The organism is Dyadobacter jejuensis (genome assembly GCF_003149085.1).
Lineage (GTDB): Bacteria > Bacteroidota > Bacteroidia > Cytophagales > Spirosomataceae > Dyadobacter > Dyadobacter jejuensis.
Genome location: NZ_QGDT01000003.1, coordinates 288,485 through 300,670, shown reverse-complemented (window position 1 = coordinate 300,670; position 12,186 = coordinate 288,485). Strand labels below are relative to the sequence as shown.

Genomic DNA, 12,186 nt, shown 5'->3' with positions numbered 1-12,186 from the left:
TTTGCTTAATTTTGAGAAATAAATGCAATACCTCAATCCATTCCTTATACATGAATGAACTCATAAAGGCTGAAGTTATAACCATCGGAGACGAAATATTATTTGGACAAATCACCGATACCAACACCCAATGGATCGGTGCTCAACTTACCGATATGGGCATAAGACCCTCATGGAAAACATCTGTAGGAGATAACAAACAAGATATTCTTAATGCTTTTTCGGAGGCGAGTAAGCGAGTACGTGTCGTCATCGTAACGGGTGGCCTTGGCCCCACCAAGGATGACATAACCAAATATACCTTTTGTGAATACTTTGGATCTGAATTAAAGATCCACGAAGAAGCCCTGGCTTTCATCACCGACTTCTTCGAGAAACGAGGCCGGGCCATGACGGCCCTGAACACCCAACAGGCCGCATTGCCTACCAATGCCACTTACATCCCCAACCGGTGGGGAACGGCCCCTGGCATGTGGTTCGAAAAAGACGATATCATATACGTTTCCTTACCTGGGGTGCCTTATGAAATGAAGAACCTGATGGAGCACGAAATCCTCCCACGACTAAAGGAACGATTTCGAGGCAACATTATCAAACACAAAGTCGTTAAGACGATTGGCATTGGCGAGTCATTTTTGGCAGAAAAAATATCGGACTGGGAAGATTCCCTACCCAGTCATATTAAACTGGCCTATCTCCCACATTTTGGACAAGTTCGGCTTCGGCTCACCGCCACCGGGTCAGACGAAACCCGGCTCGACCATGAGTTGGAAGAATTGGTAGCCTCGCTTCTTCCTTATATTGAAACTTATGTTTTTGGTTTCGATCAGGACGAAATGGAAACCGTAATTGGCAAGTTATTGTACGAGCAACAAGCCACCATGGGAATCGCTGAAAGTTGTACCGGCGGCTTTATTTCACATCGTATTACGGCCAACTCCGGATCCTCCTTGTTCTTTAAAGGTGCCGTGGTCAGTTACAGTAACGATGTAAAGCGTACGCAATTGTCTGTAAAAGAGGAGACCTTACAGGCCTTTGGTGCGGTAAGCGAACAAACGGCCATTGAAATGGCTGAGGGCGCTCGAGAAGCTCTTGGAGCCACCTTTGCTATAGCCACCACGGGCATAGCGGGGCCAGATGGAGGCACCGAAGAAAAGCCAGTTGGCACTATTTGGGTAGCCTGTGCCTCCCCATCGGGGACCAAAACACAATTGCTACAATTAAAAAGTAGCCGTAAGATCAATATTGAAATGACGAGCTCTTATGCATTAAACCTGCTGCGCAAGTCGATAATTGACCATTACCAAGCTTTGGTATAATCTTTTAATTTAGTTGATTCGATTCGATTTTAAGATTGGATCTGTATAGATAAGGGTATATGAAAATAATAGAAATGTTAATGCCCCCTTTGGGCGAAAGTATATTAGAATGCACCGTTTTGGGTCAGCTCAAGGCGGAAGGTGATAAAGTAACTATCGATGAGTCGGTGCTGGAAGTGGCTACAGACAAGGTCGATACGGAGGTCCCCTGTCCGTATGAAGGCAAACTCATCGCATGGTTAGTAAAAGAAAATGATGTGGTAGCCATAGGAAGCCCCGTTGCCAGAATAGAAGTAGATAACCAGGTTGAGGCACCTACCAAGGGTGATGAAACTACAGATAACGGTGAGGCTCTGCCAGCGGCGTCGCCAGCAGCCCCATCAGCCTCTACTAAAGAGGTCGAAGAACTAGAGTCTCAGCTTGAACAAGCCATAAAGGGCCTTGATACCCAAGCTAAAGCGCATCAAGTGGAATCGATAGGGAGTCAAAATCAACAATTCTATTCGCCGTTGGTGCAGAGCATCGCCCGCCAGGAAGGACTTAGTATGGACGATTTGGCTAGTATTCCTGGCACAGGAGTCGAAAATCGCCTCACAAAAAATGACTTACTCGCATTTTTAGAGAAAAAAACGTCGGCACCTACGGCACCAGCACCGGCTGTGACTCTTCGCCCCGGTGAAAACCAGATCATAGCGATGGACCGCATGCGTAAAATGATTGCTCAACGCATGCTGGAATCTAAGAAAACTTCTGCCCACGTAACCTCCTTCATAGAAACCGACATGACTCCTATTGTGAATTGGAGAAATGGCGTTAAGGACAAGTTTAGGAAAAACTCTGGAATTGGAATTACCTTCACCCCTATCCTCATTGAGGCGGTCGTAAAGGCATTAAAAGACTACCCCATGATGAATATATCCGTTGATGGGGACAATATTATTCTAAAAAAGGACATCAATATTGGTATGGCAGTGGCCCTACCCGACGGTAACTTAATAGTACCCGTCATACATCAGGCCGATCGGTATTCCCTAGCCGGCTTAGCGCAAAAAGTTAATGAGTTGGCCAATAAGGCAAGGAAAAATCAACTTAAAGCCGATGACCTCGCCGGAGGAACCTATACCGTATCCAACATCGGGGCCTTTGCTAATCTGATGGGAACCCCTATTATCGTTCAACCTCAGGTAGGAATTATGGCCTTTGGTGCCATAAAGAAAAAACCTGCCGTATTGGAAACACCACAAGGTGATCTGATAGGGATTCGTAGCCTGATGTACGCCTCACATACCTACGACCACCGCGTGGTGGACGGCTCGTTAGGGGGGCTTTTTTTGAAAAGGGTAAATGACTATTTAGAAAATTTTGATCCAAAACAGACCATCTAAATATGATTAAACTAGCGCTGGACATGGATGATGTATTAGCCAATACACACGAAAAATTGGTGGACATCGTCTTGAATGAATTTAAAAGTAACCTTACAGAAGCCGATTTGCATCGTGCGGGCCTAAGGGAACTTCTACATCCAAAGCAGTATCAGCGCATCCTTAAGATAATGGATAGTCCCGGGTTCTTCAAGGACATCAGCGTCAAAGAAGGTGCCCAGGAAACGGCCCATAAGTTGAGTCAGTACTACGATATTTATATAGCGACGGCCTGTATGGAGTTTCCCAATTCCTTTCAGGACAAATTTAACTGGTTAGCCCATCATTTCGATTTTATACCATGGACCAACCTAATATTTTGTGGCTATAAAAGTATTCTGAATACGGATTACCTCATCGACGACCATCCTAGAAATTTGGCACATTTTCAAGGAAAAGGAATTCTTTTCACCGCGGCCCATAATCGAAGCGAAACTGTTTATCCTAGGGTAAACAACTGGTCAGAGGTGGGCGAGCTATTTATTCCAAACAAATGAAACTATTGCTCATCGAAGACGAGCCTAAAACGGTTCAATCCATCAAGCAGGGGCTGGAAGAAAACGGCTATGAGGTGGACATCGCCTATGATGGCCTCATCGGTCGCCAGCTGGCCAGAAGCCATGCCTATCAGTTGATCATTAGCGACATCATCATTCCGGGCATCAATGGGATCGAACTGTGTAGGGAGCTGCGAAATAGTGGGGACCAAACCCCCATTTTAATGCTTACTGCCCTGAGCACTACCGACGACAAAGTAACGGGATTGGACGCTGGGGCGGACGACTATTTGGTGAAACCTTTCGAATTTAAGGAGCTCATGGCACGCGTGCGTGCGCTCACGAAGCGAGGTAGCAACGTGAGTCAGACTTCACAGATACTACGATTTGCCGATCTGGAGGTATCCCTGGACGCCAAGACGGTGTACCGTGCCGAAAACAAGATAAACTTAACAGCCAGGGAATTCAATTTGCTGGTTTATTTGATACGAAATCAAGGCCGTGTCGTTTCCAAAGTAGAAATCGCCGAACAGGTATGGGATATCGGCTTCGACACCGGCACCAACGTAATTGAGGTATATGTTAATTATCTTCGTAAGAAGATCGATCGGGACTATCCTGTAAAGCTCATTCATACCCAGTTTGGGATGGGTTATGTCTTAAAAATTGAATAGCCATGCAGATAAGAACCAAGCTTACCATTCAGTTTTCGGTGTTAGTAAGCGGTATTCTCTTGGTTACCTTTCTAGCGGTCTATTTCTTCTCGTATTTTAATGTGACGGAAGACTTCTACGATCGTTTACGATCCAAAGCATCTTCTCGGGCGGAACTCCTGTTGAAGGTGCCCCAGGTCAATAATGACATTCTAAGGGCCCTGGATGAAACCAACCGGGACCTGATCTATAATGAGAATATACTCATATTTGACGAAAAGAATCGTCTCATCTATAGTAACCTGGCCAATCCTCGTCTGAAAGCCTTACATGTGTCCAACTTTTGGCTGGATGAAATTCGCCGAACGGGGCAAATTAGGTACCAAGATGGAGCGTATAAGGTGGTAGGCCTCTATTATAAATACCCCTTCAACAGAGCCGTGGTGTTACTGGGCGCCCAAGATCTGTACGGACAAGCTAATTTATCCAACTTAAGTACCCTGCTCATTGTACTTTTTGTAATCCTGACGGCCATAGTAGCACTGGCCGGCTGGACCTTCTCGTGGCGGGCTTTGAGTCCGATGTCCAAGGTGATGAACGATGTGGAGGGCATCCTACCTCAAAAACTGAACAAACGACTCGATGTTCCGAACCAGAACGACGAGATCGGGCGCTTAACGAGTACCTTCAATAAACTGCTCGATCGGATAGAAACGGCCTTTCAAATGCAAAAAATATTTGTGGCCAATGTGAGTCATGAACTTAAAAACCCCCTTACCAAAATTAGGTCCCAGCTGGAGGTAAGCCTGCTCAAGACGAGAGACCCGGAGACTTACCAGAAAACCATCCGTTCCGTTTTGGAAGATATCCACGAATTGGCACAGCTCTCAAACACCCTGCTCGAACTTGCTAAGGTGAGTGAAGATCATCATGAATTGCTCACTGAAGTCATTCGGGTCGACGACCTGCTCCTAGATTGTCGACAAACCTTGAGCCAGACATATTCGCAGTATCATATATTGATCCAATTCGATAACCTCCCTGAAGATGACGCCTGGCTCGAACTGACCGCTAGCACCACCCTGCTGAAGACGGCTTTCCTGAATCTGATGGATAACGCCTGTAAGTTCTCTGAAGACCATACCGTACGAGTTGGCATCGAAGCCTTTGAAAACAAGCTTATCGTATTTTTCGATGACTCAGGGAAAGGAATACCAATGAACGATAAAAGTCTTGTATTCCAACCTTTCTACAGGAGCGAAAATACCGCCAACGTAAAAGGTTATGGCATAGGACTCTCTTTGGTAGAAAGGATCGTAAAGCTACATAATGGAACCATTACGATAGATTCTAAAGAAACTAAAGGAACGACCTTCGTCTTAGAATTTTCGAGAGTCTAAGCAAATTCTAATATCGATTTAAGCCAAAATTAATAACTAATATTGATATTTGTAGAAATAGAAAATCAGATCAATCATTGAGAGATACATAGATTTTTCATTTTTTGTGGTGTTAATTAACATACTTGGCAGGTGTCGTTCACACCTGCCAAAGTTTTTTTGTAGGCGCTTAATGAAAGAATTGTACACCGCAGCGGCATCTATGCACTTTATTGGTCCACGATGTATTGGACCGGCAGCATAAAAGCTCATAGCCCAAGGGCAATCCGTTTATAATAGGAATACTCATATATCCAAAGAGCCGACTATTGGTCGGCTCTTTGGATATATAGAAAGTGCTTTGTTAATTTTTCTTTCGAATCTCTATTATTTTCAATCGATTCAGAAGCTTTATAACCGGATAGGTAGGGTCAATTTCAAACCATTTGGACCCAAAATTAATGCTATTAGGGCGCTTATGGTGGTTATTCTGAAAGAGCTCCCCCATCATAAGGAAGTCGAAAATTAATGAATTTTTAGACTTATCCTGATTATCGAAATTCTGATAACCATATTTATGTCCACTCCAATTGACTATGGCACCATGGATAGGGCCCATCAACAAATGGATGGGGATAAGGAAAAAGAAGGCCCAATGCATATCTAAATAGAAAAAAGCAACTAGGTAAAACGCGATGTATAAAAGTCCCCAAACAACACGCGAAATCCAGCTATCTCCCAAACGTTCGATAAGATTCCATTCGGGGTAATTACGCTCAAACTGCGCCTCTATTACACGCTTTCTGTTCAATACGGCATTGTAGATATCCTTGGTTTCCCACATCATGGTAAAGACATTTTTGGTATGATGGGGTGAATGAGGATCCCTTTCTGTGTCGCTAAAAGCGTGGTGCATACGGTGCAATATGGCATAAGCCCGAGGACTTAAATAGGACGACCCCTGCGACAAATAGGTGAGCAAATAAAAGAATCGCTCCCATGGTTTGCTCATAATAAACATTTTGTGAGCGGAGTAGCGATGTAAGAAAAAGGTTTGACAGAATAAGGATAAATACCAATGTACTGCAAAGACGGCGAGAACAATATACATGTAATCTACAAGAAGAATTAAACTGAATGAGCTACAAATTTACGAGGTAACAACCAGAAATCCATATATAATGCCAAGCAATTTAGACCTAATCTAGTCAAGTATATTAAAACCTAATAGACCGTAAAGGCATAAATGAGCAAATTAGCTCCCATTTGCAAGGCTTTGGCTCGTGAAGCCTCGGAGTCGTTATAGAGCGACTGGTCCTCCCAACCATTCCCCAAATCACTTTCATAGGAATAAAAACAAAGTAGTCGGCCCTCCCAAATGAGTCCAAATCCTTGAGAAGGCTTCCCGTCGTGCTCATGTATCTTAGGGAGTCCGTCCTTAAAAACATACCTCGACCGATAGATTGGGTGGTCGAAAGGCAGTTCGACAAAGGATAATTCTGGAAACACTTTTTTCATTTCCCTACGCACGAAAGGATCCAGGCCATAGTTGTCATCGATATGGAGGAAGCCACCAGCCAGGAGGTAGTTCCTTAAGTTTTCGGCTTCTGCATTCGTAAAGACAACATTCCCATGCCCGGTCATATGGACAAAAGGATAAGTAAAAAGATCGGGGCTCCCTACCTCCACCACATCTTCTTGCGCACTGATATTGGTTTGAAGCTCTCGATTACAAAATTGGATCAGATTGGGCAGGGAGGTTTTGTTAGCATACCAATCCCCTCCTCCACTGTACTTGAGTTTTGCAATTTTAACATTACCCTGTCCGTTCACCAAGGAGATAGTGAAAAGAACCAAACTAAGAAGTAATCCTACTTTTTTATTCATAGTTTATGATTTAGATGATCTGATACGCCAGATTAATAGCATGACAGGCAAGCACTGCCGCTGTTTCGGTCCGTAAACGTGTAGGGCCCAGCGATACGGGCGTATATCCATGTCGAACGGCCAGCTCCACCTCTTCTTCAGTAAAATCACCTTCGGGACCTATTAGCATCACGGATGGCCGTTGCTTATCAACGAAGCTGAAAGCGTGCTTGGTGTGGTGCTGCACCGGAACATAGGCGATTAACCGGGTTACTGTACCCGGTAGTCCCACAAAGTCCTCAAAGGACTTTTCAAGCCTGATGTTGGGAAGGAATACCTGTTGCGACTGCTTCATAGCGGCAATGGCAATCCGCTGAAGACGAGCCAAATTGACCGAACGGTTGATCCCCTCGGTATGGGTATGGCTGGTAACTATAAAAATGATTTCGTCCACGCCCATTTCAGTCATCTTCTCAACCATCCATTCGTTTCTTTCCGCCTTTCTGGTAGGAGCAATACCCATGGTGATGCTGGCTTCAGGACGAGGGAGCACATTCGCTTCTAACACTTTATAGAGCACCTTCTTTCCATGATAAGAGATGCTGCATTTCTGTAAGGTACCATTCCCATCCGTCACATAAATTATATCCTGGGCACGTAGGCGTAATACTTTAAATATATGTCTTGATTCTTCGTCGTCGAGTTCATGAAGTGCCAGGTCGGGCTGATAAAATAGATGCATCATATATAAATGGGTGTTAACCCCAAAAGTATAAAAAAACACGCCAAAATAGGTGAACCGCTTGTTCATTTTGGACTTTTAAATCAGGCTCGCAAAAAACATTATTTTCAAAAAAAATTAGTTTTTTTTGAATTTGCGGCTTACAATTCAACCACATTTTTCACAATTTTTCAAAAAATAGGCAAAACAGCAGAATAATACAAATGACCTTTTCTATAAGAATAATACATTTTTAGATTACAATACTGCTATAATCACAATAATATTCGGCAAAAATGATTTTTTTGATAGATTTATTTCCTAAAAATACATATTTGCATTAATATTGTGTCGTTATACTAATTAGTCACCACCTTATCGTATATTATTATGTCAAAATCCAAACTGGAATATATTTGGTTGGATGGTTACAAGCCTACCCAAAGCTTACGTAGCAAAACTAAAATTGAAATCGATTTTAGTGGAAAACTGGAAGACTGCAGCATGTGGTCATTCGATGGATCTTCAACAGAACAAGCCCTTGGTGGTTCTTCCGACTGCCTATTGAAGCCTGTATACATCATTCCAGATCCTCAGCGTAAAAATGGATACTTGGTAATGTGTGAAGTTATGAATGCCGATGGCACCCCACACGTTACGAATGGCCGCGCCACCATAGAAGATGGAGACAACGATTTCTGGTTCGGATTTGAACAAGAGTATTTCTTGTGGGATGAAGAAACCAATAAGCCACTAGGATTCCCTGCAAACGGATACCCTGCACCACAAGGTCCTTACTACTGCTCAGTAGGCGCTAAAAACGCTTTCGGACGTGAAATCGTAGAAGAACATTTAGATGCATGCCTTGAAGCCGGATTGAATGTTGAAGGTATCAATGCGGAAGTAGCTGCAGGACAGTGGGAATTCCAAGTTTTCGCAAAAGGAGCCCAAGAAGCTGGAGATCAGATCTGGCTGGGACGTTACCTACTCGAGCGTATCGGCGAAAAGTATGGTGTTTCTATCAACTGGCACTGTAAGCCTCTAGGTACCCTAGACTGGAATGGTAGTGGAATGCACGCCAACTTCTCAAATACTGCTTTGAGAACCGCAGGAAGCAAAGAAGTTTTCGATAAAGTATGCGAAGCCTTCCGTCCTGTTGTTAAGGAACATATTGACGTATATGGTGCAGACAACGACCAACGTCTAACGGGATTACACGAAACAGCAAGCATCCACGACTTTAGCTATGGAGTTTCTGACCGTGGCGCTTCTATTCGTATCCCTGTAATCGTTCCTGCCAAAGGTTGGAGCGGATATTTGGAAGATCGTCGTCCTAACTCGGCTGCCGATCCTTACAAAGTTGCCGCAAGGATTATCAAAACAGTAAAGTCGGCTGTATAAGCACCAACGTACTGTATATAAAAAGGAAAAGCCCGATAAAAATCGGGCTTTTCCTTTAATAACATACTTCAATAATTAGTCTTCGTCTTCCGTAGTAAAGGAATAGAGCGTATTATCGAGCTGAATACGTCCGGTATTATAGGCGATTATAAAATCAGAAATAATTTTATCATTAATTTCAGTTTTATTCAATCCTACCTCCAGACCAATCCCATAATCGAAGTCCGTATCGATTTCGACATGCTCTTTGACTTTGATCTCTTCATTTTCCTCTATCTCCTCAATAAATTCGGTTAAGAGTTCTTCAGCCTCTTCTTCGGCATCCAGATCAATGTCATCGACATCACTCCGTTCATCGGGCGGCAGATAGTCGGGCATCTGGGCCTTCAGTCTTTCCAATGCCGCCTCATATACCAAAGTAGAATGATGTAAGCGAAGCGTATAAATCAAGGCGTCAAAAACCACCTCTTTGTCCTTATACCAACCTACGAACTGAACATGAGCATGCTCGTTATTCTCGTCCTGTTCCTCCAACTCGTCGGCAACATGAACGAAATTCAAACGCTCCGCCTTGCACTCCCTTTTAAGCTGGTCGATCTCTTCAGGGTCGAAACCTGGGTTCTTATACATTAGAATTGACAATTAAATTAATAAATTACTCTAAAAATAATATCTCTCTATACTTCGCCAAAGGCCAGTCTTCGTCATCAATCAACAACTCTAGTTTATCGACATGATAACGAATCTCGTCGAAATAACCTTTTACATCGGACCCATATGCCTTAGCTTTTTCATAGAATCCTTCTATAACATTGGCATTCTTCCGAGCTTCGGTCATTTCATGCACCAATCTCTTGATAATCACCACATGCTTCGATATTTCCCGTATGATTTCCTTAATAGGTTCGGCCTCCTCGGTCATATCCAAATCACTAAGTGCACGAGCCGTTTGCGCCAGTTTGAACTGATACTTCACTACGGTAGACACCACATGATTCAGCGCTAGGTCGCCAATGACACGGGATTCAATCTGCAATTTTTTTACATAGTTTTCTAATTCTATCTCATAGCGTGCATGAAGTTCACGGGCGTTCAATACCCCTACTTTGCGGAAAATCTCGATGGTAGGTTCCTCTATAAAGGCATGCAAAGCATCGTAGGTCTCTCGAATATTGCTCAATCCACGTTCGGCGGCTAAGGCTACCCACTCGTCAGAGTACCCGTTTCCTTCGAATAAAATTCGCTTCGACTCCGTATAATACCTTTTAAGAATGGCCACATTAGCACTCTTCTTTTCCTCGCCAGCAGCAAGCCGTTCATCCATCTCCCGCTTAAACTCCATTAACTGGTTTGCAACGATCGTATTGAGGACAATCATGGCGGAAGCACTGTTTTGAGAACTTCCTACCGCCCTAAATTCAAATTTGTTACCCGTAAAACAAAAAGGAGATGTCCTATTCCTATCCGTATTATCCCTTTGCAAATTAGGTATTCTACTGATGCCCAGTTTATAGTAAAAGTTCTCTCCTTTTTCGACAGTAACCTCACCTTTACTTACCAGCTCTTCGAGCATGGCCGTAAGCTCACCACCCAAAAATACCGAAACGATAGAAGGAGGAGCCTCATTGGCACCTAGCCGATGTTCGTTGCTGGCCGAAGCGATGGACGCTCTTAACAAATCGGCGTGGTCATGCACCGCCTTCACTACCGTCAACAGGAAAGTGAGGAATCGTAAATTCTCTTTAGGCTTTGTAGTTGGCGCCAGTAGGTTGATACCATTATTGGTCGACAACGACCAGTTATTATGCTTTCCACTACCATTAATTCCCGCAAAAGGCTTTTCATGGAATAACACCTGAAAACTGTGCCGCTCTCCAACTTTCTGCATCAAATCCATCAGTAGGGCATTATGGTCAATTGCCAGATTGACTTCCTCAAAAGTAGGAGCACATTCAAATTGACCTGGAGCCACTTCGTTATGACGGGTCCGAACGGGAATTCCAAGCTTAAGCGCTTCAAATTCAAAGTCGGCCATAAAGGCATTGACCCTGGGGGATATAGAACCAAAATAATGGTCGTCGAGCTGTTGGCCTCGTGCTGGGCTATGGCCAAACACCGTCCTACCCGACATCAACAAGTCGGGCCGGGCATAGTACAAAGCCTTATCGACTAAGAAATACTCCTGCTCTATCCCTAATGTAGGTGTTACCTTGTCCACCTCCCTATTGAAATACTGGCAAACGGAAGTGGCCGCTTTGTCCAACATTACCAAAGAACGCAATAAAGGCGCCTTGTAATCCAGGGCTTCACCGGTATAAGAGATAAAAACCGACGGAATGCAGAGGGTCTTCCCTCCTGCCCCGTTGTCCATTAGAAAGGCCGGCGAGCTAGGATCCCAGCCTGTATATCCACGTGCCTCGAAAGTAGCCCGTAGCCCTCCGCTAGGAAATGACGATGCATCTGGTTCTTGCTGAACTAAGGCGCTTCCTTTAAATTTCTCAACGGCTTTGCCTTCTGAATTCAAGTCAAAAAAGGAATCATGTTTTTCGGCAGTAGTTCCTGTAAGTGGTTGGAACCAGTGTGTATAGTGAGAAGCTCCCTTAGAGATGGCCCAAGATTTCATAGCTGTAGCAACTTCTTCGGCCACTTCTCTGTCGATCGTCGATCCAGACTTTATGGCATTCGAGATTTTGGTATAGGCTTCTGTCGATAATAAAGTTCTCATCACCTCATCACTGAAGGTGTTGCTGCCATATAAGTCCGCAACCTTTTCGGTGGGGGGGGTAAGAGTCGGCGCTATTCTACTCAGTGCCGTTTCATAGGCATTGGAACGAAATGTCATAAATATGTATTTAAATATAATCGATCCCCAAAAATATCTATTAAAACCAACAAACTATAATATTTTTGGCGACATAATCATCAA

At 43.9% G+C, this 12,186-nt stretch carries 12 protein-coding genes; 7 read left to right on the top strand and 5 right to left on the bottom strand.

Translation table 11 applies throughout. The features are described 5' to 3' along the window. Positions 1-50 precede the first annotated feature (50 nt). Genes CLV98_RS08140 through CLV98_RS08120 form a run of 5 tightly spaced genes read left to right on the top strand, consistent with a single transcriptional unit; the run spans position 51 to position 5,293 of the window. The gene (locus tag CLV98_RS08140) at positions 51-1,319 is read left to right on the top strand and encodes a competence/damage-inducible protein A (RefSeq protein ID WP_109673817.1); all 1,269 of its coding nucleotides are present in this window, start codon (positions 51-53) and stop codon (positions 1,317-1,319) included. A gap of 59 nt (positions 1,320-1,378) precedes the next feature. After that, the gene (locus tag CLV98_RS08135; RefSeq protein ID WP_109673816.1) at positions 1,379-2,704 is read left to right on the top strand and encodes a dihydrolipoamide acetyltransferase family protein; all 1,326 of its coding nucleotides are present in this window, start codon (positions 1,379-1,381) and stop codon (positions 2,702-2,704) included. Positions 2,705-2,706: 2 nt separating this feature from the next. Then, positions 2,707-3,240, top strand: a complete 534-nt coding sequence (locus tag CLV98_RS08130) for a 5' nucleotidase, NT5C type (protein WP_109673815.1) — start codon at positions 2,707-2,709, stop codon at positions 3,238-3,240. Then, complete coding sequence (locus CLV98_RS08125; RefSeq protein WP_109673814.1) at positions 3,237-3,914, top strand: response regulator; 678 nt, start codon at positions 3,237-3,239, stop codon at positions 3,912-3,914. The genes CLV98_RS08130 and CLV98_RS08125 overlap by 4 nt, the downstream gene beginning before the upstream one ends. Positions 3,915-3,916: 2 nt before the next feature. Further along, a complete protein-coding gene (locus CLV98_RS08120) occupies positions 3,917-5,293 on the top strand; it encodes a sensor histidine kinase (RefSeq protein WP_109673813.1) in 1,377 nt (458 codons plus the stop codon). A gap of 343 nt (positions 5,294-5,636) precedes the next feature. Here CLV98_RS08120 and CLV98_RS08115 read toward each other — a convergent pair whose 3' ends face one another. The 3 genes from CLV98_RS08115 to CLV98_RS08105 form a co-directional block, all read right to left on the bottom strand. Continuing rightward, the gene (locus tag CLV98_RS08115; RefSeq protein WP_109673812.1) at positions 5,637-6,383 is read right to left on the bottom strand and encodes an acyl-CoA desaturase; all 747 of its coding nucleotides are present in this window, start codon (positions 6,381-6,383) and stop codon (positions 5,637-5,639) included. A gap of 113 nt (positions 6,384-6,496) precedes the next feature. After that, positions 6,497-7,159 carry a DUF4159 domain-containing protein gene (locus CLV98_RS08110; protein WP_109673811.1) on the bottom strand — a complete coding sequence of 221 codons (663 nt, stop codon included), beginning with the start codon at positions 7,157-7,159 and terminating at the stop codon, positions 6,497-6,499. A 10-nt stretch (positions 7,160-7,169) separates the two neighbouring features. Then, a complete protein-coding gene (locus CLV98_RS08105) occupies positions 7,170-7,883 on the bottom strand; it encodes an RsmE family RNA methyltransferase (RefSeq protein WP_229203264.1) in 714 nt (237 codons plus the stop codon). 6 nt (positions 7,884-7,889) lie between these two features. Here CLV98_RS08105 and CLV98_RS08100 point away from each other — a divergent pair, with 6 nt between their 5' ends. Both CLV98_RS08100 and CLV98_RS08095 read left to right on the top strand, forming a co-directional pair. Further along, entirely contained in the window at positions 7,890-8,078 is a 189-nt protein-coding gene (locus CLV98_RS08100; RefSeq protein WP_109673810.1) for a hypothetical protein, read from the top strand. Positions 8,079-8,249: 171 nt separating this feature from the next. Further along, positions 8,250-9,260, top strand: a complete 1,011-nt coding sequence (locus tag CLV98_RS08095; protein ID WP_109673809.1) for a glutamine synthetase beta-grasp domain-containing protein — start codon at positions 8,250-8,252, stop codon at positions 9,258-9,260. Positions 9,261-9,335: 75 nt separating this feature from the next. On the opposite strand, the gene CLV98_RS08090 is transcribed toward CLV98_RS08095, so the two are convergent. Together CLV98_RS08090 and CLV98_RS08085 are read right to left on the bottom strand one after the other, a co-directional pair. Beyond that, positions 9,336-9,890 carry a hypothetical protein gene (locus CLV98_RS08090; protein ID WP_109673808.1) on the bottom strand — a complete coding sequence of 185 codons (555 nt, stop codon included), beginning with the start codon at positions 9,888-9,890 and terminating at the stop codon, positions 9,336-9,338. A 25-nt stretch (positions 9,891-9,915) separates the two neighbouring features. Then, a complete protein-coding gene (locus CLV98_RS08085) occupies positions 9,916-12,102 on the bottom strand; it encodes a glutamine synthetase III family protein (RefSeq protein WP_109673807.1) in 2,187 nt (728 codons plus the stop codon). Positions 12,103-12,186 lie beyond the last annotated feature (84 nt).

Coding starts and splice junctions, on each gene's coding strand:
- CLV98_RS08085 (WP_109673807.1), bottom strand. CDS start 12,102: ATGACATTTCGTTCCAATGCCTATGAAACGGCACTGAGTAGAATAGCG.
- CLV98_RS08095 (WP_109673809.1), top strand. CDS start 8,250: ATGTCAAAATCCAAACTGGAATATATTTGGTTGGATGGTTACAAGCCT.
- CLV98_RS08125 (WP_109673814.1), top strand. CDS start 3,237: ATGAAACTATTGCTCATCGAAGACGAGCCTAAAACGGTTCAATCCATC.
- CLV98_RS08100 (WP_109673810.1), top strand. CDS start 7,890: ATGGGTGTTAACCCCAAAAGTATAAAAAAACACGCCAAAATAGGTGAA.
- CLV98_RS08120 (WP_109673813.1), top strand. CDS start 3,917: ATGCAGATAAGAACCAAGCTTACCATTCAGTTTTCGGTGTTAGTAAGC.
- CLV98_RS08130 (WP_109673815.1), top strand. CDS start 2,707: ATGATTAAACTAGCGCTGGACATGGATGATGTATTAGCCAATACACAC.
- CLV98_RS08105 (WP_229203264.1), bottom strand. CDS start 7,883: ATGATGCATCTATTTTATCAGCCCGACCTGGCACTTCATGAACTCGAC.
- CLV98_RS08115 (WP_109673812.1), bottom strand. CDS start 6,383: ATGTATATTGTTCTCGCCGTCTTTGCAGTACATTGGTATTTATCCTTA.
- CLV98_RS08135 (WP_109673816.1), top strand. CDS start 1,379: ATGAAAATAATAGAAATGTTAATGCCCCCTTTGGGCGAAAGTATATTA.
- CLV98_RS08090 (WP_109673808.1), bottom strand. CDS start 9,890: ATGTATAAGAACCCAGGTTTCGACCCTGAAGAGATCGACCAGCTTAAA.
- CLV98_RS08110 (WP_109673811.1), bottom strand. CDS start 7,159: ATGAATAAAAAAGTAGGATTACTTCTTAGTTTGGTTCTTTTCACTATC.
- CLV98_RS08140 (WP_109673817.1), top strand. CDS start 51: ATGAATGAACTCATAAAGGCTGAAGTTATAACCATCGGAGACGAAATA.